Below are 24859 nucleotides of genomic sequence, written 5' to 3' on the forward strand. Positions count from 1 at the left end.
ATTGAGTGTGACTGACAGTGCAGTGCTGTATGAAAAGATTGGCAAGACCGCGCTGATCACCTTGAACCGGCCACAGAAAAAAAATGCCTTCGAGGCCGCCATTAACGAAGCCTTGCCGGCAGCCCTGAAGGCAGCGAAGGACGATCGTTCGGTGCGCTCCATCGTCCTGACCGGTGCCGGCGGAGCGTTCTGTTCCGGTTTCGACCTGGGCAGCCTGGAGGAGGGCGAGGACGCTGTGTTTGCCGGGCGCAAACTGGTGCTGGGTTTTCAGGAGTGGTTCGGCAGTCTGGTGGACCTGCCAAAACCGGTGATCGCGGCGGTCGATGGCGCGGCCGTGGGGGCAGGCTTCTCGCTGGCCCTGGCCGCCGATTTCATGTTCGTCACGCCACGGGTACGGCTGTTGCCGACTTTCCTGAGCCTGGGGCTGGTGCCGGACCTGTCGATGCTTTACGTCTTGCCAAGGGTGGTGGGGCTGGCCAAGGCCAAGGAGCTGGTGTTTTGTGCACGGCCGATCGATGCGCAACAGGCGTTGGCGCTGGGTCTGGCTCAAGCCGTCATCCCCCAGGAACAACTGGTGGAGAGCGCCTTACAGTTCGCCCGGCAGTTCGATGACGCGCCGTCCGATGCGTTAGGATTGGCCAAGACCCTGCTCAACCGCTCGTTCGAGACCGACCGCCACGCGATGACCCAGTTCGAAGCCAGCGCCCAGTCATTGTGCGGGGCCAGTCGATACCATGCCGAAGCCGTGCGCCGCTTTCTCGGCAAGGAAGGGTTGCCCTACCCGGGCGCGGTGTTGCCACAGCCATGAAGCCCCAAAGAGGGAGGGGCAGCCGGCCTTCGGGCCTGCCTATCCTTGAGACTACAGGCTTACCCCTGTAGGAGCCGGCTTGCTGGCGATAGCGATGCATCAGGCACTGCATTGTTAACTGGACTGCCGCCTTCGCCAGCAAGCCGGCTCCTACAGGTTTGTATGTTTTCCAATGCCTGACGTATGTACACGCATTACAACGAACCGGCAGGATATCCAATATTGAGGAGTAAGACATGATGCAGAAAGTCGTCGTCGCGGGTGTAGGTATGATCCCCTTCGTCAAACCTGGCCAGAGCGAGACCTATGCGGTCATGGGCGAGCAGGCCGTGCGGCTGGCCCTGGCGGATGCCGGCGTCGGTTACGAGTCGGTCCAGCAGGCGTTTGCCAGTTACATCTTTGGTGATTCCACCAGCGGCCAGCGTGTGCTGTACAACGTCGGCATGACCGGCATCCCGGTGATCAACGTCAACAACAACTGCGCCAGCGGCTCAACGGCACTGTTCCTGGCCAACCAGGCCATCGCCAGCGGTATGGTCGACATCGTCCTGGCGTTCGGTTTCGAGCAGATGGTTCCGGGGGCCATCCCCAGTGCCTTCCCGGACCGTCCGAGCCCGCTGGAGCTGTTCCTCGATCAATGCGACGAAGCGATTCCCGGTGCCGCACAGATTCCGGCGGCGCTGCGTATCTTCGGCAGCGCCGGGGTGGAGCACATGAATCGCTTCGGCACACCACTGGAAACCTTCGCCAAGATTCGCGCCAAGGCCAGCCGTCACGCCGCGAACAATCCAAAAGCCGTGTTCCGCAAAGTCGTCACCACCGAAGAAGTCATGGCCGATCAGGTGATGTGGCCGGGCGTCATGACGCGTCTGATGGCCTGCCCGCCAACCTGCGGCGCAGCGGCGGTGGTGTTGTGCAGCGAGGCCTACGCCAGAAAGCATGGCCTGGATCGCGGCGTGTCGATTGCCGGTCAGGCCCTGACCACCGATGGTGCGGAAACCTTCAAGTCGGGCGACATGCGTGACGTTGCCGGTTACTCGATGTCCCGCGCGGCTGCGAAGAAGGCCTATGAAATGGCCGGTATCGGCGCCGAGGACGTGCACGTCGTCGAACTGCATGACTGCTTCGCCCAGAATGAGCTGTTGACCTACGAATCCCTGGGCCTGTGCCCGGAAGGCGGGGCACAGAAGTTCGTCGACGACGGCGATAACACCTATGGCGGCCAGTACGTGGTCAACCCGTCCGGCGGCCTGCTGTCCAAGGGGCATCCGATCGGCGCCACGGGCCTGGCGCAATGCACTGAGCTGGTCCTGCAACTGCGCGGCCGCGCCGAACAGCGCCAGGTAGAAGGCGCGCGCATCGCCCTGCAACACAACGTCGGTATCGGTGGCGCCTGTGTCGTCACGCTGTACCGCAAAGACTGACAGGGGATACACCATGGATTTTCAACCTGATGCCAGCCTCGAAGCCTTCCGCGAGGACGTGCGCCGGTTCCTTCGCGACCAGGTTCCGGCCGATCTGAAAGGGCAACAGCGCTGTGCACGCTCGCCCCGGGAGCAGATCGTGCGCTGGCAAAAGCTGCTTACCGAACGCGGTTGGGGCGCACCGTACTGGTCCAAAGAACAGGGCGGTACTGGCTGGTCGGTGCCGCAGATCCTGGTATTCGATGACGAATGCAGCGCTGCCGGCACGCCCACCCTGGATGGCTTCGTACACAAGCTGCTCGGCCCGGTGCTCAATGCGTTTGCCACGCCTGAGCAAAAGGCCGAGCACCTGCCTGCGGTGTTCAGCGGAGAGCGCATGTGGTGCCAGGGCTTTTCTGAACCCGGTGCCGGCTCGGACCTGGCGTCGCTGCGCACCCGCGCCGAGCGCGATGGCGATGTCTATGTGATCAACGGCCAGAAAACCTGGACCAGCTATGCCCACCACGCCGACTGGATCTTCATGCTGGTACGCACCAACCCGGACGTGAAAAAACAGGCGGGGATCAGCTTCCTGCTGGTGGACATGCGCACGCCGGGCATTACCGTACGGCCGATCCGCAGCATCGACGATGCCCATCATCTCAATGAAACCTTCTTCGACAACGTACGGGTGCCGGTCGGCAACCTGATCGGCGTCGAAGGGCAGGGCTGGACCATCACCAAGTTCCTGCTCAATAACGAACATGCGACCACCGCCGATCTGCCTGAGCTCAAGCGCTATATGCGCGAGCTGCGATTGATCGGCTCAACGTTGCGGGTGGACGACCAGCCGCTCTACGAGCGAGCGGAATTCGCCCTGAAGCTGGCGCGTCTGGACGCCGAGCTGCAAGCCATCGAAATGCTCGTGCAGCGGGTCGCGCGCCTGGAACAGCAGCACAATCCGGCGTCGCACACCCTGGGCTCGATGCTCAAGATCCGCGCCACCGAGTTTCAGCAACGCATCACCGAGGCGCAGATCGAGGCGCTGGGCGATTACGGCGCGATCGCCTATCCGCATCCCCATGAGGCCGATCCGCAGCAACCGTTCCCGCAGCAAGCACTTGCGCGAGGCATCAGCCACGACATGTTCCTGCGCCGGGCGTCGACCATTTACGGCGGCACCAGCGAAGTGCAGCGCGGCATTATCGCCAAGATGCTGTTCCAACTCTGATAGCAGGAAACCGGTATGGATTTCGAATTCACTTCGGAACAACAACTGTTGCAGGACAGCCTGCGACGTTATGTGGACAAGGCCTACAGTTTCGAGGCGCGTAACGCGCTGCTCAAGGCGGGCAAGAACGGTAGCACGGACAACTGGGGCCTCTTTGCCGCCAACGGCTGGCTGATGGCCGCGTTGCCGGAAGCCTATGGCGGGCTCGGCGGATCGCTGGTGGATACGGTGATCATCGCCCGGGAACTGGGTCGCGCTCTGGTGCTGGAGCCTTTTACCGGCTGTGGCGTGCTGGCGGCCCAGACCCTGCTGGCGGCAGGTACCGAGGCGCAAAAAGAGCGGCTGCTGCCGCAACTGGCCGATGGCACCTGTCGGATCGCGCTGGCGTATAGCGAAGCGGGTTCACGGGGCATGCCGTTGCCGGTCACGCTACAGGCCGAGCGTCAAAATGAGGGCTTTCGCCTGACTGGGTGCAAGAGCCTGGTGCTTGGTGCTGTCGGTGCCACAGCGTTCATCGTCTCTGCGCAGATACCGCAAACACCCGGTATCAGCCTGCTGCTGGTCGATGCGGATCGTCCGGGCCTGACCTGCCAGGCACTGCCCCTGCACGACGGCACCTGGGTGCAGGCATTGCACTTCGATGGCGTCGAAGTCGGCTTCGATGCCTTGCTGGGTGAAGCAGGGCAGGGCTTGTCCGCACTGCGCCAAGGCCTGGCCAACGGCATTGTCGCCCTGTGTGCGGAGCTGATCGGCAGCATGGAGAAGACCCTCGAAGTCACGGCCGACTACCTCAAGGTGCGCCAGCAATTCGGCGTGCCCATCGGCTCGTTCCAGGCCTTGCAGCACCGCATGGCCGACATGGCGGCGGAGCTGGAACTGGCGCGTTCGAGCCTGCACGTGGCCCTGGCATCGATGGCCAACGATGACGAAACCACCCGCGACAAGACCGTTTCGGGCTGCAAGATGCTGATCTGCCGCGCGGCGAAATCCGTCTGCGGCCAGGGCATCCAGCTGCACGGCGGTATCGGCATGACCGAGGAATACCTGGTAGGGCACTACTACAAGCGGGCCATCGTCGCCGACTTATTGTTGGGTAGCAGCGACAGCCACGAGGCCGCCTGCGCAGCCGCATTGCAGGTCGGGCTTCGCGCCTGATCTGCCGTTAAACAGACCATCGAGAGCACAACAACAATGAAAAGCTACGAAACCCTGGCCGAACTGCAAGGCCTGGTCGGCGAAGTCGTGGGCACCAGCGACTGGGTGACCATCGACCAGCAGCGCATCAACACCTTTGCCGAAGCCACCGGTGACCACCAGTGGATTCACACCGATCCCGAACGCGCCGCCAAAGGGCCGTTCGGTAAGCCGATTGCCCATGGTTTTCTGACCCTGAGCCTGTTACCGACCTTCATGACCAACGCCTTCGAACTGCGCAATGTGAAGATGGGCGTGAACTACGGCATGAACAAAGTGCGCTTCGTGCAACCGGTGCCGGTGGACAGTCGCCTGCGCGGGCATTTCAAGGTGCAGTCCTTTGAACCGCTGGAGGGCAATGGCGCCCAGATCACCTATGAAATGACCGTGGAAATCGACGGCGCCGCCAAACCGGCCTGCGTGGCGGAAACCATTCTTCGGGTATTCGCCTGAGCTGAGACCGCCAGCAAGACCGCTTTACCAAACGCCACGCGCATCCCGATGCCGCGTGGCGTTTGCGTTTTCAACCGGATGACGGGCTGCCCCTCCCTTGCCGCGCCAATAAGGGGGGGGCGAAAGGAGGGGTGGGTTGGTTAAAAAAACACTACCCGGACGGGACCCGATTTCGCCGTTTCTTGAAGGGCAGGGCGCGCTTTAGAAGACGCTCAAACCACATCCTGGAGGTTGGAGACATGATTAAACTGACAAGAACCCTGATCGCGGTCGGCCTGCTGGCCGCACACGCAGGCGTGCTCCATGCAGCAGTGACAGAGCAGGAAGCCAGGCAACTGGGCACGACATTGACACCGGTGGGTGCCGAAATGGCCGGTAACGCCGACGGCTCCATCCCGGCCTACACCGGCGGGCTACATACCCCGCCACCGGGTTTCGACAAGGCCAAGGGCATCCGGCCCGATCCGTTCGCCAGCGAAAAGCCGCAATTCTCCATCGACGCCTCGAACGTTGATCAATATGCGGACAAACTCACCGAAGGCGCCAAGGCACTGATCAAGACCCGCCCGGGGTTTCGCATCGACGTGTATCCGACCCATCGGACCGTGGGTTATCCGCAATCGGTGCTGGACAACACCCTGAAAAATGCCACCCAGGCGCAGTTGACCAATAGCGACCAGTTCCTGCAGAACGCCCGTGCAGGTGTGCCATTCCCGATTCCCAAGCGTGGCATCGAGGTGATGTTCAATCACTTGACCCGCTACCAGGGTGTGGCCTACATCGCCCCCAAATATGGCGCATACAACGTGGATGCAGCGGGCAAGCTCGTGACCTCGACCGAGGGTCGCTGGGTTTACGAAATGCCGTACTACGACACCACCAAGGCTGAGGCGCCGACCATCATCACCCGCGCGCGCGCCAACTACACAGGCCCGGCACGCCGCGCCGGCGAGGCCGTGATGACCTTCGACAGCATCGATACCGAAAAGGGCCGTCGCGCGTTCCAGTACCTGCCTGGCCAACGTCGCGTGCGCCTGGCGCCAGACCTGGCCTACGACACGCCGAACGCCAGTACCTCCGGTATGTCCACGGTCGATGACATCTACCTGTTCAACGGCAAGCTGGACCGTTTCGACTGGAAGCTGGTCGGCAAGAAGGAAATGTACGTTCCCTACAACACCTACCGCTTCACCTATGCCGAAGATCCACAGAACGTGTTCGGGCCGAAGTTCATCAACCCCGACCTGGTTCGCTGGGAACGTCACCGCGTGTGGGTCGTGGAGGCGACGCTCAAGGAAGGCCAGCGCCACGTGTATTCCAAGCGTACCTTCTATATCGACGAAGACAGCTGGACTGCGCTGGCGGTGGATCAATACGACGGCCGTGGCCAACTGTGGCGCCCCGGCTTCAGCTACATGACCGCCATGTATGACGTCGGCGCGATCAACAACTCACCGGGCGGCCACTACGACCTCATCGCCGGCACGTACTACATCAACGTCTGGCCTGGCAAAGGCGGCGTGCAGGTCATGGACAAGTTGAGTCCCGACAACGGCTGGACGTCCGATAGCCTGGCGGGTGCCGGCGTACGCTGACACCGCTGCGCGCGAAACGGAACCGACCTGTGGGAGCTGGCTTGTCGGATCGCCGCACCGCAGCGAAGACGGCGGCAGGGTCGACATCAATGTTGCCTGATGCTCCGCTTTCGCTGGCAAGCCAGCTCCTACAAATGAACTGCGCACATGCCCGATAAATACACGCGGACCCTGTAGGCGCTGGCAAGCCAGCGCCTACAGTGACCGTATTGTCAGAGGTTGCGCTGCGTCAATCCAGCCCAGAATCCTGCGCCACCCGCCGCAATCGCTGCCTGGCCGAGGATTTCGGCCCACTGTGCATCGCTGCCGAATTCGTCGCGCCAGGACCACAAGCGACGGGTCGTGAAGTGCAGGGTGTGCTCGTGGGTGAAGCCGATCGCACCGTGAACCTGATGGGCAACGGATGTCGCCAGGGTCGCAGCTTCGCCGGCGCAGACTTTCGCGACGGCTACATCGAACGACACACTGCTTCGGCTGCCAGACTCGGCCTGCAACGCCTCGCAGGCACTGCGCAACGCGACTTGCGTGGCCATGCGTGCGGCGCCGATGGCACCGGCCATTTGCGCAAGTTGCTGCTGGATCGCCTGGAACTTGCCGATGGCCTTGCCGAACTGTGCACGTTCATTGGCGTAAACGACGGCCTTGTCCAGACTCGACTCCAGCGCGCCGACCAACATGCAGGCACGCATCAACGCACCGAACAGCCACACAGGCTCCTCCACATCCGCCACTTGCAGTGAACCGACCGCCTGAGCGGGAGCACGAGTGAAGTGCAGGGTGTCCCGCTCCTCGCCAGCGAAATTGCTGCCGGTTTCCACACTGACCGGTGCCTGACAAAGATCGACCAGCGCCACCTGTCCGGCAGCATCGGCCACCGCTGCCCAACGGCAGCTGCGTGCCCAGGGCACGTTGAATGCGCGACCGTTCAGGTAGCCGTCGTCGGTCAATCGCAGGTCGCCCAGGTGACCGGTCTGAATCAGCGTGATCGGACCTTGCGGAACATGCAGGCCCGCCCGGGACAGCAGCAGCGAGGCGAGCATGGTTTCGCTCAAGGCCAGTGGCGCGTTCCAATAACCAATGGCGCGCAATACCGGGCTGACGTCCAGCCAACTGGCCGCGCTGCCACCTGCTTCCTCAGGCATCAGGGCGCCGGGCAGGCCGAGATCGGCCACCTGTTGCCACAACGCCGTTGCCCCGTGCCCGGCGTCGAAACGTGCCAGTACCTGCGGGGTGATCTGTTCGGCGAACAGGCGCTCGACGCTGTCGGCAATCATCGATTGCAGTTCCGAGGGGGCGCTGTCGTCCACCGCTTGATAATTGAGTGCCTGGTTCATCGCAGTCCTAATCCTCTGGCAATGATGCCGCGAAGAATTTCGCGGGTGCCGCCACGCAGGGAAAACGACGGGGCGGTCTGGGTCAGGTAACGCATCACCTGGTCGAGTCGGGAGCCGGGTTGGCGTTCACCGCCAAACAGGTCGTGGGCAAGGTCGGGCAGCGACTGTTCCAGCAGGGCCCCTTGGTCTTTCACCAGAGCCGCCGGCGTCGCAGGGTTGTCACCGCGAGCGAGCATGCCGGCGACACCCAGCGACATTTGTCGCAGCGCCGCATAGCGCGCTGCGACGCGGCCCAGGCTGACCGCGTGGCGACTGTTCTGCGGGTCGGCGGCGTCGAGCATTTCCAGGTACAACTGCGTGCAGCTCAGATAACGTTCCGGGCCGCTGCGCTCCAGCGCCAGTTCAGCGCCGACTTGCTTCCAGCCGTCGCCTGGCTGGCCGATGACAAAATCGTCCGGCACAAACACGTTATCGAGAAACACTTCATTGAAGTCGTGCTCGCCAAGCATGTTGTAGATCGGGCGGACCGTGACGCCGGTGGCCTGCAGGTCGATCAACAGTTGCGACAGGCCTGCGTGCCGATTCTTGTCGTCCTTCGGTCCGGTGCGCAGCAGCGCGACCATGTAGTGGCTGCGATGGGCGCCGGTGGTCCAGACCTTGCTGCCGTTGACGATCCAGCCGCCCTCGGTCTTCACGGCCCGGGTCTGCACCGACGCCAGGTCGGAACCCACGTTCGGTTCACTCATGCCAATGCAGAACAACAGCTCGCCACGGGCAATGGCAGGCAACAGCCTGGGCGCCAGCACGTCGGGGGAAAACTTCATCAACAGCGGGCCAGACTGACGCTCGGCGATCCAGTGGGCATTGACCGGTGCGCCGGCGGCCAACAGCTCTTCGAGCACCACATAGCGCTCCAGGGCACTGCGTTCGTGTCCGCCATAGCGCTTGGGCCAGGTCATGCCCAGCCAGCCACGCTCGCCCAGTTTGCGGCTGAACGCGGGATCGGCGCCGTTCCAGTTTTTGGCGCGTTCGTGGGCCGGGTAGTCCTTCAGTGTCTGGGCGACAAACTCACGCACTTCGGCGCGTAAAGCCTGTGCGTCGGCGTCCAGGTGACAGGGACGAATATCGAGTGCCTGCATGGCTTTTTGCTCGTGTGGAAAGGGGTAGGGTGGTTGATTTTCTAACTTGCTGAACGGACAACAAGTAAATAAGCTAGCAGCAACCCTGGCAGCGATCAAGCCACCCGCCACCCGGAAAATCGTCCCCCCTTGATGGAGCTTTCATGTCGACAACTACTTCATTCATCCCCGGCCGCGGCCTGTCACTGGACCTCGACGGCCACGTCGCGACCCTGAGTTTCAGTCGTCCGCCCTATAATTTTTTTGATGCCGAACTGATCAATGACCTGGCCGATGCCCTGCAACACCTCGATGAGCAGCCCCAGTGCCGGGTGGTCATCCTGCAGGCTGAAGGCAAGGTGTTTTGCGCGGGGGCGGACTTTTCCGGGGCCGAGCAGTGCGACCCGCAATTCCCACGCCGGGTGTACAAGTCCGCCGTGCGCCTGTTTCGCACACGCAAGCCCATGATCTGCGTGGTAGAGGGCGCGGCAATCGGCGGCGGACTGGGTCTGGCGCTGGTCGCGGATTTCCGGGTGACCAGCGCAAAGGCCCGTTTCTGCGCCAATTTCAATCGCTTGGGCATTCATCAGGGCTTTGGGATTTCGGTTACCATGCCGCGCCTGGTCGGCCCGCAAATGGCGGCGCTGTTGATTGCCACCGGGCGGCGGATCGATGGCTGTGAAGCGGTGCGGATCGGCTTGGCCGATGTGCTTGCAGAGCCGGGTCAGGAGCGCCAAATGGCCCGCGAGCTGGCCGAGGAAATTGCCGCTTCGGCACCAAGGGCGGTCATGTCCAGCCGTGAAACCCTGCGCATGGGCCTGGCGGATGCGGTTGACCAGATCATTGACCGCGAAGCGTCCGAGCAGGAGTGGCAGATTGTCAGCGCCGATTTTGCCGAAGGCACCCGTGCCATGGCCGAACGCCGCGCCCCCGTTTTTTCAGGTCAGTAAGGAATTGCCCGATGGAACCCGTTGAAAAACCCACCCAGCCGACGGCGCGTCGGACCCAGATCGAGCGCCGCGCCGAGGCAGAACAACGCCTGCTGATCGCTGCCCGGCAAATCGTCGCACGCAAGGGCTGGGTGGGCATGACGTTGTCAGAGGTAGGCGAGGAGGCCGGCTACAGCCGCGGCCTGGCTACCCATCATTTCGGTAACAAGGCCGGACTGCTGCGCGCCCTGGCGGGTTTCGTCAATGCCACGTTCATGGCGTTGGTCGAAGCCCGGTCGCCGCAATGGCGGCCAGGGCTGGATGCACTCAAGGGCTTCGTCAGTACTTACCTGTCGCGTCCTGATGGCGATTGGGTCAATACCCGCGCGCTGCTGGCACTGATGTCGGAAGCCGTGACCCAGGACTCGGAAACCGTGCAGATCCTCGCTGAATACAACCACTCGGTCATGGAACACCTGGCCGGATACATTCGCGAAGGCATCGACACGGGCGAGATCCGCGCACAGGTCGATCCGATGGCCAGTGCCCTGCTGATCCTGGGCACGTTGCGCGGGATGATGCTGCAGTTTCTGCTGGATCCTGCGGGCATTGACCTGAAGCTGCTGCGCACGCAGTTGCTGATGTTCATCGAGCATGCATTGGCAACCTTGCCACCTGCTCACGTCTGATCCCCCGAACCGGACCTTGACCCCGCCACCCACGGCGGGTGGCGGGTTTTAGCAAGGGTCTTTGTTAGCGTGCTCCTCATGGTTCGCCTACCTGCAAGTCACGGCAGGGGCGATGAATGCCTGTTGTCAGGCCAGGACTCATTGAGGAAGACACATGCTGTCAGGTATCAGAATCGTAGAAATCTGCGGAATCGGCCCAGGCCCATTCTGTGCCATGCACCTGGCCGATCTGGGCGCGGATGTCATTGCCGTCGAGCGCGCAGAGTCCGTGTCGATCACCGGCCAAGCCAATGCCCCGGACAACCCGTTGAACCGTGGCAAGCGTTCGGTGGTGGCCGACCTGAAGAGCCCTGAAGGGCGTGAAGCGGTGTTGAAACTCCTCGAAAGCGCCGACGCTGTCATCGAGGGCATGCGTCCTGGTGTCATGGAGCGACTGGGGCTCGGCCCGCTGGAATGCCAGGCGCGCAATCCGCGGCTGGTCTACGGGCGCATGACGGGATGGGGGCAGGACGGTCCAATGGCCTGTGCTGCCGGCCATGACAATAACTACATTGCCTTGTCCGGCGCCCTCTATCACAGCGGCACAGCCGGGGAGGCCCCGTCGTCGCCGATCACCCTGATCGGTGACGTCGGTGGCGGGGCGCTGTACCTGGCCATCGGTTTGCTGGCCGGTATCCTCAGCGCACGGCAGACGGGTAAAGGCACCGTGGTCGATGCGGCCATCGTCGACGGCTCGGCGCACATGATGCAGCTGATGATGTCTCTGTCCCGCCGGGGTTTGCTGCAGGAGGCGCGTGGCAAAAGCGTTCACGATGGCTCGCATTTCTATGCCACCTATCGTTGCGCCGACGATCAGTACGTGGCCCTCGGTTCGATGGAACCGCAGTTCTATGCATTGCTCATGCACAAGCTCGGCTTGCAGGATGATCCACGATTCGCCAAACAGTGGGACATGGAGCGCTGGGACGAACTGCGAGACCTGTTGGCCGATCTATTTGCCAGCCAGCCGCGCGAACACTGGTGTGATCTGCTGGAAGGCACCGACGTGTGCTTTGCCCCGGTATTGAGCCCGCGTGAAGCCTCCGAGCACCGGCACATGGTGGAGCGGGGCGTGTATTTCGAACGCGATGGCATGCTGCAAGCCAGCCCGGCACCGCGTTTCGACGGCCAACGGATCACCCCCGGCGCGATCCCCACCCGTGGCGCGCACACCGCCCAGGTCATGGACGCGCTCGGAGCCCGGGACCTTGCCGGCCTCTGGCGGTCGTAGGTGAACTATTCAGACAGAGGAACGACCACGGTAAGCCAGACGTTCCAGCCCTCTGGTCGATTCTTTGCGTCAAACTCGTCGTAACCCTTGAGGTTGGCGTACCAGAGATCTTTACCCACCTTGAAGAAATGCCCGATCTGGGGGCCGATGCCATTGACCCTGGATTTGAAGTCGCCAAAGGTAGCGCCGCTTCCGCTATCGCCCGTGACCTGATGGTAGACGTAGCCGACCAGGCCAAGGTGGGTCTGGTCGGTGATGAAGTGCGATGCACTCAAATCCAGGTGAGCGTCGATACCGTTCTGATAGTCGGTGTCGGTGTTTTCCCAGTTGTAGGTCATGCCCGCGACGGCGGAGAACTCGTTTTTCTTGTCGAAATAGGTGTAGCCACCTCCCGCATCCAGGGACGCATGCCCCAGGCCGATATTGACCAGGCGATCAGGGTCGTAGGCGCCGACCGGAACATTGCCCATCGTGTAGGCCATGAAATTGTGAACCCCATGGTTCCATTTCAACGTGCCCATATAAAGCAGGTCGCTGGCCCCCTTCAAAGTGTCTTCCGTTCCGCCGGAAAAGGCCCGGCCCCGAGGCCCGGTCAGCGTGACATCGACACTGGCTTCGTCACGCGCTACCGCAGCACCCACCGCAATGGCGGCCTGGGCGCCGAGCAGCGGTTCGGCAAAGGTGTAGGTAGGGAAGGCGAACAACAGGTCTGCTGTGGCATCAAGGCCGAAGGTGGTCCGGCCACCGCGTGGAACGCCTTTGTTGGCGTCGTCCTTGGCGCTGACATGATAGTAAACCAGCGGCATGCTCCAGCCGGGTTCGGTAGGCGCCGCGGCCAATGCCCCGAACTGGCCCGGTAGCCAGAAACTGATGCCGCCGTCATCGGCCTGGGCCAGCGCGGCTGGCAACAAGACTGCCAAACCCAATGCATGTTTTGTTCTTGAATTCATCCAGATCCTCGATTCTCGGAAAGCCTGCATCCTGACAGTGCGCCCTAAAGAGTAGCTCCTACCCAAAAAACCATTGACGGGACGCTGCTCTTTTTTTCCCTTCAGCAGTCACCACCCGAAGGCTGAATCCTGCACTCAGGTCAGCCACCCATTTTGAACTCACGCCCCAGGGGATGACTCCTAACTCACAAGGCACTGCATGACAATGATGTAGCAATGACCCATCTACAGCTGCATGGCCGCGAGCCCGGCACGATATTCGAAACCCACCTTCCAGCACGCCTGGATCGCTTGCCGTGGGGCCGTTTTCATACCTTGCTGGTATGCGCGCTGGGCATCACCTGGTTGCTCGACGGCCTGGAAGTGACCCTGGCCGGCTCGGTGTCCGGCGCGCTGAAAAACAGCCCCGACCTGCACATGAGCAATGTCGATATAGGCCTGGCCGGCGGCATCTACATCGCCGGCGCCGTGCTCGGTGCGTTGGTGTTCGGCTGGCTGACCGATCGTCTGGGGCGGCGCAAGCTGTTTTTCATGACGTTATGGCTGTATGTGGGCGCCACGGCGGCCACGGCGTTCTCCTTCAACCTCGAAAGCTTCCTGCTGTTGCGTTTCCTCACGGGCATGGGCATCGGCGGCGAATACACGGCGATCAATTCGACCATCCAGGAATTCACCCCGGTTCGCTATCGCGGCTGGGTCGACCTGACCATCAATGGCACATTCTGGATAGGCGCAGCGCTTGGCGCCGGCGGGGCCATTGTTCTGCTGGACCCGCACGTGGTTGGCGGCGACCTGGGCTGGCGCCTGTGCTTCGGTATCGGTGCAGTGCTGGGACTGTTGATCCTGGTCATGCGTTTGTGGCTGCCGGAAAGCCCGCGCTGGCTGCTGATCCATGGTCAGCACGATGAGGCGCGACGCATCGTCGAAAGCATCGAAGCGCGTCTGCGTGAGCAAGGCCATGAACTGCCGGCCGTGACCGGGCAACCGCTGCGCCTGCACGCGCGGGACCATACGCCGCTGGCGGAGGTCTTCCATACCCTGTTCATCAGATTCAGGCGCAGGGCGCTGGTGGGGCTGACCCTGTTGACCGCGCAAGCCTTTTTTTACAACGCAATCTTCTTCACCTACGCGCTGGTGCTCACCGATTTTTACCAGGTGCCCGCCGAGCATGTCGGTTGGTACGTATTACCCCTGGCACTGGGTAATTTTTGCGGGCCGCTGCTGTTGGGACGCCTGTTTGACGTGATCGGCCGAAGGGTGATGATCAGCCTCACCTACGCCACGTCCGGAATATTGCTGGCACTCACGGGCTATGCCTTCCAGCAGCACTGGCTGGACGTCACCCAGCAAGCCGCGGCGTGGATGGTGATCTTCTTTTTCGCTTCGGCCGCGGCCAGCTCGGCCTATCTGACCGTGTCAGAAACCTTCCCCCTGGAAATCCGCGCCTTGGCCATCGCCGTGTTTTACGCGTTTGGCACCGGCCTGGGCGGCATCATCGGGCCGACGCTGTTCGGCCAACTCATCCAGACCCAGCAGCGCAGCAGTCTGTTGATCGGTTATCTGACAGGTGCTGCACTGATGTGCGTGGCGGCGGTGGTGCAGGCAGTTTGGGGCGTGGCGGCGGAGCGTCGAGGGTTGGAGCAGGTGGCCAGGCCTTTGTCGCAGGTTGAGGATTGAGTCTTTGTTTGCCGTGGGGCAGGGAGCTTCAACCCTCTCGTCATCAACACCCGGCCGATTTGAACCTGGCGTATCGTTAATTACTGGAATTGAGCATGGCCGCTCGCTGATATTGCAGTTTTTCTGAAAAGCCCCTTCAACGTCAGCGCCTACTCTCCGTTGCGACGCTCTGCCGATAATCCCTCATTGCATATTCGCCATGGTTGCTTGGTGAGCTGGCCGCAAGGTTGGCGCTCTCGGTGCCTGGCTTTTGAATGAGGACATACATGAGCATTCGTATCTGGCATCAAAGCTTCACTGTACTGAGCGACCTGGGTGCGTACGACGAAGCCTTGCGTGCGCATTTTCGCAAGGTGGCCCGGCCGGACACCGAGGTCCATATGCATGGTATGCGCCCCGGTACCTACCTTAGTCATTATCCGGGAGACGACATCAAGTATTCGGCCTTGCAGTACCTGCATGGCCTGCAGTTCATGGCGGCCGGCATCAATGCCCAGCGTCAGGGTTTCGATGCCTACGCCATCAGTACCTTGCCAGAGCCGGCTCTCAAGGAGACGCGTAGCCTGCTGGATATTCCGGTGGTGGGCTATGGCGAATCCGCGATGCTGACCGCGTGCATGCTCGGGCGGACGTTCGGGGTTCTGGTGTTCATTGACGAGTTGGCTGAGCAGGTTACTGAGAACGCCGCACGCCATGGGCTGGCTGGGCGGTTGACGGAGGTGCGCCATGTCGGGTTTCGCTTTGCCGATGTGCTGGCCGGCTTCACCGATCCCGCTGAACTGATCGAACGTTTTCGTAGCGCCGCACGCGGCCTGATCGCCAAAGGCGCTGAGGTGATCATTCCCGGTGAGGCCCCGCTAAACGTACTGCTCGCCACCCACGGGATTAACGAGGTAGACGGTGTGCCAGTGCTCGACTCGCTCGGTGCATGGGTCAAGCAGGCGGAAAGCATGGTGGACTTGCGTCGCGCCAACGGCACACGCACTTGCAATCGTGGGTATTTTTCGGCGCAACCAGAACCTGAGCGGGTTCGGGAGATCTTCGAGTTCTATGGCTTGGGCTCGTTTATACAAGCAGGAGATCAGGTATGAATCGTTATGAATGTGACCTGCTGGTGATCGGTGGCGGGCTGGCGGGTTTTAGCGCGGCTCTGGCAGCTGCCCAAGCGGGCTTGCAGGTGATAGTGCTGGAAAAAACCGCGCAAACCGGTGGTTCATCAGCCATGAGCGGTGGTTGCCTGGCGTTCGCCGGAACGGACCTGCAACGTGCGCACGGTATTGAAGATTCGTCGCAATTGCTGTTCGACGACCTGGTCGATGTGGGCAAGGGCGAATGCGACGAGGCACTGGTCAAGCTGTACACCGATCACCAACTGCAGACCTATCAGTGGCTCAAGGACAACGGCGTGGTTTTTACCGATGTCATCGAGGCCGCCTCCGGGCAGTCGGTGCCACGGGTGCACAACGTTGACCCTGCCGACATGGTGCGCCAACTGCAATTGGCCGCGCTGGCAACGCAACAGGTCGAGGTCTGGCTCCACAGCCGTGCCCGCCGTCTGTTGCGCGAGGACGGTGGCCGGGTGTTGGGGGCGAGCGTCGAACGCAACGGCGAAACGGTCGAGGTCATGGCCCGTAAAGCGGTGCTGCTGGCCAGCGGCGGATTTGTCCAGGACCGCGCGTTGATTCACCGCTTTGTCCCGCAATACGACAATGCGGTGTTTATTGGTGGTGAAGGCAATGAAGGCGACGGCCTGCGCATGGCTTGGGCCCTGGGGGCGGATGTGCGCGACCTCCCGTACATCAAGGGCACGTTCGGCAAACACCCCATGGACGAGCACAACCACCACGCTTGCCTGGCGGTTTACAAGGGCGCTATCGCGGTGAACCAGGACGGTCGGCGATTTGTCGACGAATCACAGTCCTACAAGTTGCTCGGCGATGCGGTGATGCAACAGAGCTACGGTGTGGGCTATCAGATACTGGATCAGGACATCATGCTCAGCGGTGACAACCAGGTACGTATCCTGGACTTCACCCGGCGCCTCGAAGAGGGGCTGTTCGTCGAGTCGCAGACACTGCAACAGCTGGCGCGCCTGATCGAGGTGCCCGAGGACGTGTTGCTGGCCGAAGTCTCCGCCTACAACGATGCCGTGCGCCAAGGGCAAACGCCAGCGTTCGGTCGTCGGCATCTGGTTCATCATCACGGTCAATTGCGCACCATCGAGCGTCCACCCTTTTATGCCTACCCATCGACGGCGGCGGTTTTCGGCACCTACTGCGGTGTGATCGTCGATATGGACTTGCGTGTGCTCGATGTTTTCGGCGAACCGATCACCGGGCTGCTGGCGGCGGGCGAGATGATCGGCGGCTTCCACGGCGCTGCCTACATGACCGGTTCGGCCCTGGGTAAGGCGGCGGTTTTCGGGCATCTGGCCGGTGCCAGCCTGGGCAATGCGAGTGAGGGCTGAACATGAAAATTCTGGTCCTGCTGGCGGGTGTGGCAGATATCCGGCTCCCGTTACACCCCATCAGTTTGAGTAGCGAGGCGTTGATCCAGGAGCAAGGATCACCCCGGCGCCTGCTGAGCCCATTCGACGAGGCCGCGTTGGAGGTGGCGCTTAAACTGCGCGATGCCCGAACTGAAACACAGATCGACGTGTTGCTGCTCGACGGCTGCAACAGTGAAAACCTGTTGCGCAGTGTCGCGGCGTTCTGCCCTGATTCGCTGCGGTGCCTGCAGCTTCAACCCTGCCAGCCGTGGGATGCCCGACAGACTGCAACGCAGATCGCCGGGGTGATCAAGCGCGATTACCTTGCGCATGATCTGGTACTGCTGGGGCGTGAATTGGGTGATCTGGACGAAGGTAGTATCGCCGTATTGCTCGCGCGTCGACTGGGTCGGCCGCAACTGGCAATGGCCCAGTTTGGCCAATGGCAAGGCGCGCAGCTGTGGCTGATGCGCGATCGTGGTACCTGCGAAGAGTGGCTAAAGGTCGATCAGCCGTTGTTGGCGAGTGTGACCAATGATCGACGCAACAAGCTGCGTCACCCGTTGTTGAAAAATGTCATGCAGGCCAAGCGGATGACCTTCACCCAGGTCACGGCATCGGCGCCGACGCGCGCAGGGCTGTCGTTGTCGCAGCTGGAGACCGCCCCTCTGATTGCGCGAGGCGGGCAGTGCCGGCTACTGAGCGGCGACGTTACCGATCAGGCCAAGGCGCTGATCGGTTGGCTAAAAGAACAAGGGGTCAATTCATGAGCAGACTGCTAGCGGTTATTCCTCAAGCCTGGGGGGGAGAGGCACTGGAAGCGGCACTCGGTGCGGCGCAGCAGGTCAGTGCCGGGGAGGCTTTTGCTGTTGTGCTGGTCAGTAGCCAGCCGAGTGCCGCGCACGCTCAGCTGGCGGCAAGGGCAGGGGCTCAGTTGGTTTATCAGGCCCTGCACGCGACATTGGGCGAATGCGACGAGCCCCAGGTTCTGGTGGCCGCGGTGGCCGAAGCGCTGCGGGCGGTTCCCCGTCTGGGCAGTGAAGTGCCATTGGTGCTGCTGCCGCCCGGTCCTCAGGGCGAGGAACTGGCGGCATTATTGGCCGACTATCTGGATGGGCAAGCGCTGGGCCGTTGTGTCGCACTGAGGCTTGAGGATGACGCGGTGCTGGCCGAGCGCGCGGCCTGGGGGGGGCGCATGCGTCTTGCTCTACGGGCTGCCAGCGGACCGGCGTTTGCGTGTCTGCGAGCTGGCCGGCCGCAACTCAAGGCCGAGGCCTCGGCGGATCATTTCAACCTCGAACTGCATGGCAGCCTGCCCAAGGCGTTGACTCTGGATAAACGCGAAAGCGGCCAACGCCTGCCGCCTCTGGAGGGCGCCAAGCTGGTGGTGTCCGGTGGGCGTGGGGTCAATGAACAAGGCTTTGCCTTGCTTGAGGAGTTGGCGCTGAGCCTGGGCGGAACCCTGGGCGGCAGTTTGCCGGCCGTGGATGCGGGCATGGTGCCGGTGCTGCGGCAGGTCGGCGTGTCGGGCAAGTTTGTCAGCCCGCAGATCTATCTGGCGGTGGGTATCTCCGGCACGTTGCAGCATCTGGCCGGAGTCAGCCTCGACAGCTGCATCGTGGCCGTAAACCAAGATCCCGAGGCGGACATTTTCAAGGTCGCCAGCCTGGGCATCGTCGCCCCTTGGGAGACCTTGCTACCGGCGTTGCTGGACGGTCTGCGTCAGTCGCTGCCCGAATAGAGTCAACTGCAAGGGTCGAACAAAAAATGCCAGCCACCCAGTGGGCTGGCATTTTTTATCGTCGTCACCTGTGCGTCAGATCAGCCCGCGGCGCCCTTGCCGAACAGCGATGCTGGCGCCTGAGGGGGGGCGGCGCTGAGCGTCCAGGGTGGCCAGAATGAATTCGATAAAGGCTCGGGTACGCGGCGCAACAAAGCGAGCCTTGGGGGTCACGGTGTAGAAGTTGCGGCTGCCGGTGCTCCAGTCGGGGAACAATTCCACCAGTTCGCCGCTGCGGATCAGCCCGTTGACGAACACGTCGAGCACGTAAATGACGCCTTGCTCGGCCAAGGCGGCCTGGATCAATGCGTCGGTGCTGTTGAAGTGCAGTTCGCCCCGTGGGGTCAGTTGGTGATGTTCGCCCTCGCAGGCAAACGTCCAGTCCGACACGGTGTAGCGACCAGCACCAAAAATGCCCAGGCAATGCTGTGGCAACAGCGCCTGCGGTTGGTGTGGCGTGCCGATGCGCTTGAGCAGGCCGGGTGCGGCGCAGGCCACGTAGTGCGCCTGATAGAGCGGTCGGGCAACCAGGTCGGCGTCATTGACCGAGTCGATGCGAATGGCCACGTCGGTGCCCGTGGCGATGAGGTCTTCGGCGTGGTCGGTCTGGCGCAAGGCCACGGATAATCCGGGGTGCTGCGCGGTAAAGGCCGGTAACGCCGGGCATAGAAGGGCACGGGCGAAAGCGGCCGGTGACTCGATGCACAACTGTCCGCTGATCTCGCCTTTTTTTTGCCTGACCTGAGCCTCCATGTCGGAAATTTGCTGCAGTACCTGATTGCACTGCTCGAAGTATCCTTCGCCGTCATCGGTCAGGCGCAGCGAGCGGGTGTTGCGCGACAACAAAGTCACTCCCAGATAATTCTCCAGGTTACGCACACTGGAGGTCACGGTGGCATTGGCGATATCCAGCGACTCGGCGGCGCGGCTGAAACTGCCGCATTCCACCACGCGTACGAACACCTGCATTGCCCAGAGTCTGTCCATCGGTTTTCACCTTTTTCTAATAGCCCATTAGCCGCGTCACGCTCGAACCCTGGGGCAGCGATTTCTATAGTACCAGCCACCAAGTGAGGAACTACCTATGGCTGAGTTGAATTTCGATCTGATTGTGGTGGGCTGCGGCGTTGCCGGTTTGTCGGCAGCGGTGGCGGGCGCCGAGCGTGGGTTACGCGTGGCGGTTCTCGAACGGGCCAGCCGGGAAGAGCGTGGTGGGCAGAGCCGCTTTACCGAGGCCTACCTGCGGATGAAGAGCCATACGGAGGTGACCGACGATTTCGACACCTTCCTGGCCGAGCATTCCGGGTATTACCAGGACCCTGATTTCGTCGCTGAAACCCTCGCCGGTCGTGACGACTGGTCGGCGCAGACTCGCGCGTTGGGTTCGGTCGATGCATCGGTGATCAGTACCTTTGCAGAGCAAGTGCCGGGCACCATCGAGTGGTTGAAGGGTAACGGCGTGAAGTTTGACTTCCTGCCCACTCAGTTTTTGACCAGCACTCAGCCGCGGCTATTGCCGGTGGGCGGTGGTGAAGCCATTGTCGAAGCCCTGGCGGCAAAGGCTGAGGCTCTGGGTGCGGAGTTTTTCTACGAAACCTCCGGGCGCCAGTTGTTGACCAAAGGCTTCGCCACGGTCACTGGCATCCGGGCGCTGTCACGCCAGCATGGCGATCTGGTTTTTTACGGTGCGGTGGTATTGGCCAGTGGTGGTTTTGAAGGAAACACCGAAATGCTGGGTCGCTACCTCGGACCCCGATCGGTGTACCTGCGCCCGGTGTGCAAGGGGGCCTATTACAACCGCGGCGAAGGCATTCAGATGGCACTGGACATGGGGGCGGCGCCTAGCGGTGAATATGGCAGCTATCACGCCGAGCCGGTGGATCCGCGCTCGGGTATTTCCGAGCCGTCGATCTTTGTCTTCCCTTACGGCGTCCTGGTCAACAAGCAGGGGCGACGTTTCACTGATGAAGCACCGGGAACGGTCGATGCCTGGTACGAGCGCGTGACGCGGCAGATTTACCAACAGGATGAAGGCATTGCCTGGGTGATCCTCGATCAGAAGGTCAAGGACGTTCCCAATTATCGCCTGGCGATCCGCACTGATCAGGCCGCGATAGAAGGCGCAAGCCTGGTTGAGTTGGCCGACAAGTTGGGTATCAGCGCGAACACTTTGCAAGACACCGTGAGCCGCTACAACGCTGCCTGCCGTCCTGGCGATTACCAACCCTTGCGGCTCGATGGCGTGGCCACGGTCGGCCTTGAACCACCCAAAAGCAACTGGGCCCTGCCATTGGATGCGGGACCGTATTTCGCCTACCCGATCATCTCTGCCAACGTCTTCACTTTCGGTGGCCTCAAGGTCGATGAGCGAGCGCAGGTGATCAACGCAGAGGGTCAGCCGATCGGCAACCTTTACGCAGCCGGTGAAACCGTTGGCTTGTACTTTGGCAACTACGCGGGCGGCACTTCCGTGCTCAAGGGGCTGGTGTTCGGCCGTCTTGCCGGTCAGGCCGCAGCGCAGCAGCGGGGTGTGCAATGAACGTCGCGGTAGTGACTGGCGCCGGTGGCGCGATTGGCAGTGCCGTATGCAAGCTGCTGGAAAGTGAAGGCTGGCAGGTAGCGGCACTGGATCTGGTTGAGCCGAGTGTGCTCGGTCAGAACACGCGCTTTTATTCCTGCGACGTGGCGTCACGCATCGCTGTGCGCGATGTAGTCGAGGACATCGAGGATCATACGGGCCCTATCACTGCGCTGGTCAATGTCGCGGGAGTCTTGTCCACCGGCAGTGCGCTGGAACTTAAAGTCAGCGAGCTTGAACGGGTGATGCGGGTCAACGTGCAGGGCACGTTGGTTCCTTGTCAATTGATCGGCCAACTCATGGCCGAGCGCAAGCAGGGCAGCATCGTCAACATCGGTTCGGTGGTCGGCAAGAACGGTGGCAATGCCCGTCCATGGCTGGATGCCAACGAACAGACGCGGGCCGGCGGCGTCGCCTACGGCATGTCGAAAGCGGCGGTACATAGCATGACCCTGTTCCTGGCCAAGGAGCTGGCGAGTGCCGGCGTGCGGGTGAACGCGGTGGCGCCGGGCCCGATTGCCACCGAAATGACCAGCTCCTTTCCCGAAAATTTGCGGGCTCTGATCCCCCTGGGACGCATGGGACGAGCGGACGAAGTGGCGGCGGCCGTCAGCTTCATGCTGTCGGACAAAGCCGGATTTATCAGCGGGGAAATCCTCGATATCAATGGCGCACTGTGGTGCGACTGATTCAAGCCAAGGGAAACACACAATGAAAAGTATTTATCTGGTGTTGGACATGCAAAACGATCTGGTTCACCCCGACGGTGCCAGTGGTAAAGGCCCGCTGGGCGAGCAAGTACGCAACCGTGAAGTGATCGCCCATACAGCCGCGGCCATTGCCAAAGCACGCGGTAAAGGCATCCCGGTGGCTTATGTGCGGGTAGCGTTCTCGGATGACCATCGTGAAGCCAATCCCGACTCGCAGGTATTTGGCCCGATCGCCAGGAATGGCATCTTGAAGAAAGACGCCTGGGGTGGCGCCGTGCATGATGATCTGGCACCGCTGACTAACGAATGGAACATCGTTAAACACCGGGTTTCGCCGTTCTATGGCACCTCGCTTGAAGTGCTATTGCGTCGTGAAGGTATCGAGCGCATCTACTGCAGCGGGGTCAGTACTCAAGCGGTCGTCCAGGCTACGGTACGAGACGCCCATGATCGTGATTACGACGTGCTGGTACTGGAGGACTGTTGTGCATCGCCGTCGGCACAAGAGCATGAAAACTCCATGGCCAGCATCGCGCGTTTTTGCACCAGCATTCACTCATCCATCGCGTTTGACTGATCAAGAAAACTCACCGGGGTCCGCGCGCATCGCGGACCCCGGCCTGACTTGATGTTCAAGGTCTACCTTGTGATCGGTGCAATGCCTTTCACGGGGTCACGCTGGAGTTGTCCGAAGACATTTTTTTCAGTCGATAATCAAGTTGCGCACGGCTAAGCCCCAATAACGTGGCCGCACGCGAGATGTTATTTTCGCTTTGTTGCATCGCCACTTCGATATACACCTCCTCGATTTGACTGAGGCGCACCGGCCCGCGTTGCAGCGCACGTTGCGCGACCGCGAGCAGTTGTTCATGGCTTGCATTGTCCTGTTGAGCCAGGCCTACGCTCGGGGTTTCAACGTGAGGCATACGAATACCGATTGCCGGGGCACTGTCCCAACTGACGGTGCCTATGCGCTCAAGCTGTCCACCCAGGGCGTCCAGCCCTGAGAGGTGGCGGATATCAAGCATGTCGCCTTCGTCCGAGAGAATGATGGCGCGCTCGATGACATTTTCGAACTCGCGAATATTGCCTGGCCAGTGGTAATCCAGAATGACTTGCAGGGCTCTGGGCGTGACACCCGCCAAGTGGCGGCCGTGCAGCGCGCACAATTTGTGCATGACCGTATCAAGCAACAATGGCAAGTCGTCCTTGCGCTCGCGCAAGGGTGCGATGGTGATCGGAAACACGTTTAGCCGATAGAACAAGTCACTGCGAAAGCGTCCGGCCTTGACTGCCATGGCGAGGTCTTCGTTGGTCGCGGCGATGACCCGCACATCGACCTTGATGGTTTTGTTGCTGCCTAGTCTTTCCAGGTCACCGCTTTGCAGAACGCGCAGCAGTTTGCCTTGGGCGGTCATGCTCAAGGTGGCGATTTCGTCGAGGAAGATTGTTCCTCCATGGGCAATTTCAAATCGCCCGGGACGCGGGTCAGTCGCGCCCGAATAGGCACCGCGCTGCACGCCGAACAGTTCTGACTCGATCAGTTGCTCGGGGATCGCCGCACAGTTGATTTCAATGAATGGCGTGTTTGCCCGCAGGCTGTTGGAGTGTAATTCGTGGGCAAACATGGTTTTGCCAACGCCGCTTTCACCCAGCAACAGGACGGTGGCGTTGGTGCCTGCCACCCGCAGGATTTTATGCATGGTGATGTGGTAAGCGGCGGAACTGCCCACCGGACGACCGAGTTCGGTCACCAACGGCTGGCTCTCTTCCAGTCCAAAAGGCGATGGGGCTGCCTTGACGGGGGTGTTTTTCACAGGCTTTACCGGCTGTGCACGGCGATGGTCGGTGACCCGTGGCTGAAAGTACTTGAGGTCTTCCTCGATATTGTCCCAGTCCTCGACTGGCTTGACGATGACCCGGCACAAATCATGTCCGCAGCCTTGGCATTGGGTCTCCCTGGCCAGCAGTCGACGGCCCATCAGGCGGCTCATGAAGCCTGAACTGTAGCCCACTTCCATCCAGCAAATAGGGTCGGTGCTGACGCCGTTGGCAGCAATATGCACGTCACTTTCGACAGAGCGCTTCCAAGTGAACTCGCCATATTTGAAGCCTTTAGCATGGTCGAACTCGATGCACACCGGTGCGACTTCGACGATGCCGGACAAGGCGTGCAATTGCCCTCCGGCCGCGGCAATGTCCAGTTCGTTACCGGTGCCACGGGCCTTGATGGCCAGGTCTGCATCGCGTTGGCCTGTCATGTATCCGACACGGGTCAACAAACCGCGGGTGAACTCCACGCCGTTGCTTTCCAGGAGCTCCTGACGCAAAGCCCCAAACGCCTCGACATGCATCAGCATCATGCGTTTATCACCCAGCCAGATCAGTCCCTCCTTGGGGTTGAAGTACAGCCGGTCAACCAAGTCCTGCATGTCCGGGAAGCGCAGGTCGGTGATGATGTTAATGCCGTTGCGATTGCGCGACTGCCGCGAACGCGTTTCATCATCGATAGGGAGCGTCGTCATCAAATGAGCCTATGTTTTTTTACTTATTGAAGGCAAAACCGATGCCAGTCACCTGCCGCAAACATCATCAGCGCTCTGGCAAGCGATCGCACTGAAACATAAGGCGCGATAACTGCGCTATCCATTC

The 24859-nt window shown here is 61.4% G+C and carries 22 protein-coding genes; 17 read left to right on the forward strand and 5 right to left on the reverse strand.

Translation table 11 applies throughout. The annotated features are described in order from the left end of the window. Positions 1 to 7 precede the first annotated feature (7 nt). The 6 genes from LAB08_RS14260 (at position 8) to LAB08_RS14285 (ending at position 6684) form a co-directional block, all read left to right on the forward strand. Positions 8 to 808, forward strand: coding sequence for an enoyl-CoA hydratase/isomerase family protein (locus LAB08_RS14260; protein ID WP_096515393.1), 801 nt, complete (start codon positions 8 to 10; stop codon positions 806 to 808). 236 nt (positions 809 to 1044) lie between these two features. Continuing rightward, positions 1045 to 2232 (forward strand): lipid-transfer protein, encoded by a 1188-nt coding sequence (locus LAB08_RS14265; RefSeq protein WP_096511585.1) that lies wholly within the window; start codon positions 1045 to 1047, stop codon positions 2230 to 2232. A 13-nt stretch (positions 2233 to 2245) separates the two neighbouring features. Continuing rightward, on the forward strand, positions 2246 to 3442 hold the full coding sequence (locus tag LAB08_RS14270; protein WP_096511584.1) for an acyl-CoA dehydrogenase family protein: 1197 nt from the start codon (positions 2246 to 2248) through the stop codon (positions 3440 to 3442). Positions 3443 to 3457: 15 nt separating this feature from the next. After that, complete coding sequence (locus tag LAB08_RS14275) at positions 3458 to 4597, forward strand: acyl-CoA dehydrogenase family protein (protein ID WP_096511583.1); 1140 nt, start codon at positions 3458 to 3460, stop codon at positions 4595 to 4597. 36 nt (positions 4598 to 4633) lie between these two features. Beyond that, positions 4634 to 5089: a MaoC family dehydratase gene (locus LAB08_RS14280; protein ID WP_096511582.1), complete on the forward strand. Its 456-nt coding sequence runs from the start codon at positions 4634 to 4636 to the stop codon at positions 5087 to 5089. A gap of 242 nt (positions 5090 to 5331) precedes the next feature. Beyond that, entirely contained in the window at positions 5332 to 6684 is a 1353-nt protein-coding gene (locus LAB08_RS14285; RefSeq protein WP_436799361.1) for a DUF1329 domain-containing protein, read from the forward strand. A 212-nt stretch (positions 6685 to 6896) separates the two neighbouring features. Here LAB08_RS14285 and LAB08_RS14290 read toward each other — a convergent pair whose 3' ends face one another. Then, the gene (locus LAB08_RS14290) at positions 6897 to 8018 is read right to left on the reverse strand and encodes an acyl-CoA dehydrogenase family protein (RefSeq protein WP_096511580.1); all 1122 of its coding nucleotides are present in this window, start codon (positions 8016 to 8018) and stop codon (positions 6897 to 6899) included. After that, on the reverse strand, positions 8015 to 9157 hold the full coding sequence (locus LAB08_RS14295; protein WP_096511579.1) for an acyl-CoA dehydrogenase family protein: 1143 nt from the start codon (positions 9155 to 9157) through the stop codon (positions 8015 to 8017). Before LAB08_RS14295 ends, LAB08_RS14290 begins: the two co-directional genes overlap by 4 nt. Positions 9158 to 9300: 143 nt before the next feature. On the opposite strand from LAB08_RS14295, the gene LAB08_RS14300 reads away from it, so the two are divergent. From LAB08_RS14300 to LAB08_RS14310, 3 genes are all read left to right on the forward strand, one after another. Further along, positions 9301 to 10086 carry an enoyl-CoA hydratase/isomerase family protein gene (locus tag LAB08_RS14300; protein WP_096511578.1) on the forward strand — a complete coding sequence of 262 codons (786 nt, stop codon included), beginning with the start codon at positions 9301 to 9303 and terminating at the stop codon, positions 10084 to 10086. Between the two features lie 11 nt (positions 10087 to 10097). Beyond that, a complete protein-coding gene (locus tag LAB08_RS14305; RefSeq protein WP_096511577.1) occupies positions 10098 to 10754 on the forward strand; it encodes a TetR/AcrR family transcriptional regulator in 657 nt (218 codons plus the stop codon). A gap of 154 nt (positions 10755 to 10908) precedes the next feature. Then, a complete protein-coding gene (locus LAB08_RS14310; RefSeq protein ID WP_096511576.1) occupies positions 10909 to 12024 on the forward strand; it encodes a CaiB/BaiF CoA transferase family protein in 1116 nt (371 codons plus the stop codon). Positions 12025 to 12029: 5 nt separating this feature from the next. Here the strand turns inward: LAB08_RS14310 and LAB08_RS14315 are convergent, their stop codons facing one another. Continuing rightward, entirely contained in the window at positions 12030 to 12974 is a 945-nt protein-coding gene (locus LAB08_RS14315) for a SphA family protein (protein WP_096511575.1), read from the reverse strand. A 216-nt stretch (positions 12975 to 13190) separates the two neighbouring features. Here LAB08_RS14315 and LAB08_RS14320 point away from each other — a divergent pair, with 216 nt between their 5' ends. From LAB08_RS14320 to LAB08_RS14340, 5 genes are all read left to right on the forward strand, one after another. Further along, a complete protein-coding gene (locus LAB08_RS14320) occupies positions 13191 to 14651 on the forward strand; it encodes an MFS transporter (protein ID WP_096511574.1) in 1461 nt (486 codons plus the stop codon). Between the two features lie 266 nt (positions 14652 to 14917). After that, positions 14918 to 15742: an aspartate/glutamate racemase family protein gene (locus LAB08_RS14325; protein ID WP_096511573.1), complete on the forward strand. Its 825-nt coding sequence runs from the start codon at positions 14918 to 14920 to the stop codon at positions 15740 to 15742. Continuing rightward, positions 15739 to 17118, forward strand: coding sequence for an FAD-dependent oxidoreductase (locus LAB08_RS14330; protein ID WP_096511572.1), 1380 nt, complete (start codon positions 15739 to 15741; stop codon positions 17116 to 17118). Before LAB08_RS14325 ends, LAB08_RS14330 begins: the two co-directional genes overlap by 4 nt. Positions 17119 to 17120: 2 nt before the next feature. After that, positions 17121 to 17909, forward strand: coding sequence for an electron transfer flavoprotein subunit beta/FixA family protein (locus tag LAB08_RS14335; RefSeq protein WP_096511571.1), 789 nt, complete (start codon positions 17121 to 17123; stop codon positions 17907 to 17909). Then, a complete protein-coding gene (locus tag LAB08_RS14340; RefSeq protein ID WP_096511570.1) occupies positions 17906 to 18880 on the forward strand; it encodes an electron transfer flavoprotein subunit alpha/FixB family protein in 975 nt (324 codons plus the stop codon). Before LAB08_RS14335 ends, LAB08_RS14340 begins: the two co-directional genes overlap by 4 nt. Positions 18881 to 18955: 75 nt before the next feature. Here LAB08_RS14340 and LAB08_RS14345 read toward each other — a convergent pair whose 3' ends face one another. Next, positions 18956 to 19906 (reverse strand): LysR family transcriptional regulator, encoded by a 951-nt coding sequence (locus LAB08_RS14345; RefSeq protein WP_096511569.1) that lies wholly within the window; start codon positions 19904 to 19906, stop codon positions 18956 to 18958. A 97-nt stretch (positions 19907 to 20003) separates the two neighbouring features. Here LAB08_RS14345 and LAB08_RS14350 point away from each other — a divergent pair, with 97 nt between their 5' ends. From LAB08_RS14350 to LAB08_RS14360, 3 genes are read left to right on the forward strand one after another with little or no spacing between them, the layout of a single operon-like run. Beyond that, positions 20004 to 21458 (forward strand): FAD-dependent oxidoreductase, encoded by a 1455-nt coding sequence (locus LAB08_RS14350; protein ID WP_096511568.1) that lies wholly within the window; start codon positions 20004 to 20006, stop codon positions 21456 to 21458. Beyond that, positions 21455 to 22186 carry an SDR family NAD(P)-dependent oxidoreductase gene (locus LAB08_RS14355; protein ID WP_096511567.1) on the forward strand — a complete coding sequence of 244 codons (732 nt, stop codon included), beginning with the start codon at positions 21455 to 21457 and terminating at the stop codon, positions 22184 to 22186. Before LAB08_RS14350 ends, LAB08_RS14355 begins: the two co-directional genes overlap by 4 nt. A gap of 22 nt (positions 22187 to 22208) precedes the next feature. Then, entirely contained in the window at positions 22209 to 22784 is a 576-nt protein-coding gene (locus tag LAB08_RS14360; RefSeq protein ID WP_096511566.1) for a cysteine hydrolase family protein, read from the forward strand. Positions 22785 to 22872: 88 nt separating this feature from the next. Here the strand turns inward: LAB08_RS14360 and LAB08_RS14365 are convergent, their stop codons facing one another. Then, positions 22873 to 24732 (reverse strand): sigma-54-dependent Fis family transcriptional regulator, encoded by a 1860-nt coding sequence (locus tag LAB08_RS14365; RefSeq protein WP_096511565.1) that lies wholly within the window; start codon positions 24730 to 24732, stop codon positions 22873 to 22875. Positions 24733 to 24859 lie beyond the last annotated feature (127 nt).

This window comes from Pseudomonas izuensis (assembly GCF_002356535.2).
Taxonomy (GTDB): domain Bacteria; phylum Pseudomonadota; class Gammaproteobacteria; order Pseudomonadales; family Pseudomonadaceae; genus Aquipseudomonas; species Aquipseudomonas izuensis.

Coding starts and splice junctions, on each gene's coding strand:
- LAB08_RS14265 (WP_096511585.1), top strand. CDS start 1,045: ATGATGCAGAAAGTCGTCGTCGCGGGTGTAGGTATGATCCCCTTCGTC.
- LAB08_RS14270 (WP_096511584.1), top strand. CDS start 2,246: ATGGATTTTCAACCTGATGCCAGCCTCGAAGCCTTCCGCGAGGACGTG.
- LAB08_RS14275 (WP_096511583.1), top strand. CDS start 3,458: ATGGATTTCGAATTCACTTCGGAACAACAACTGTTGCAGGACAGCCTG.
- LAB08_RS14280 (WP_096511582.1), top strand. CDS start 4,634: ATGAAAAGCTACGAAACCCTGGCCGAACTGCAAGGCCTGGTCGGCGAA.
- LAB08_RS14290 (WP_096511580.1), bottom strand. CDS start 8,018: ATGAACCAGGCACTCAATTATCAAGCGGTGGACGACAGCGCCCCCTCG.
- LAB08_RS14295 (WP_096511579.1), bottom strand. CDS start 9,157: ATGCAGGCACTCGATATTCGTCCCTGTCACCTGGACGCCGACGCACAG.
- LAB08_RS14300 (WP_096511578.1), top strand. CDS start 9,301: ATGTCGACAACTACTTCATTCATCCCCGGCCGCGGCCTGTCACTGGAC.
- LAB08_RS14305 (WP_096511577.1), top strand. CDS start 10,098: ATGGAACCCGTTGAAAAACCCACCCAGCCGACGGCGCGTCGGACCCAG.
- LAB08_RS14310 (WP_096511576.1), top strand. CDS start 10,909: ATGCTGTCAGGTATCAGAATCGTAGAAATCTGCGGAATCGGCCCAGGC.
- LAB08_RS14315 (WP_096511575.1), bottom strand. CDS start 12,974: ATGAATTCAAGAACAAAACATGCATTGGGTTTGGCAGTCTTGTTGCCA.
- LAB08_RS14320 (WP_096511574.1), top strand. CDS start 13,191: ATGACCCATCTACAGCTGCATGGCCGCGAGCCCGGCACGATATTCGAA.
- LAB08_RS14325 (WP_096511573.1), top strand. CDS start 14,918: ATGAGCATTCGTATCTGGCATCAAAGCTTCACTGTACTGAGCGACCTG.
- LAB08_RS14330 (WP_096511572.1), top strand. CDS start 15,739: ATGAATCGTTATGAATGTGACCTGCTGGTGATCGGTGGCGGGCTGGCG.
- LAB08_RS14335 (WP_096511571.1), top strand. CDS start 17,121: ATGAAAATTCTGGTCCTGCTGGCGGGTGTGGCAGATATCCGGCTCCCG.
- LAB08_RS14340 (WP_096511570.1), top strand. CDS start 17,906: ATGAGCAGACTGCTAGCGGTTATTCCTCAAGCCTGGGGGGGAGAGGCA.
- LAB08_RS14345 (WP_096511569.1), bottom strand. CDS start 19,906: ATGGACAGACTCTGGGCAATGCAGGTGTTCGTACGCGTGGTGGAATGC.
- LAB08_RS14350 (WP_096511568.1), top strand. CDS start 20,004: ATGGCTGAGTTGAATTTCGATCTGATTGTGGTGGGCTGCGGCGTTGCC.
- LAB08_RS14355 (WP_096511567.1), top strand. CDS start 21,455: ATGAACGTCGCGGTAGTGACTGGCGCCGGTGGCGCGATTGGCAGTGCC.
- LAB08_RS14360 (WP_096511566.1), top strand. CDS start 22,209: ATGAAAAGTATTTATCTGGTGTTGGACATGCAAAACGATCTGGTTCAC.
- LAB08_RS14365 (WP_096511565.1), bottom strand. CDS start 24,732: ATGACGACGCTCCCTATCGATGATGAAACGCGTTCGCGGCAGTCGCGC.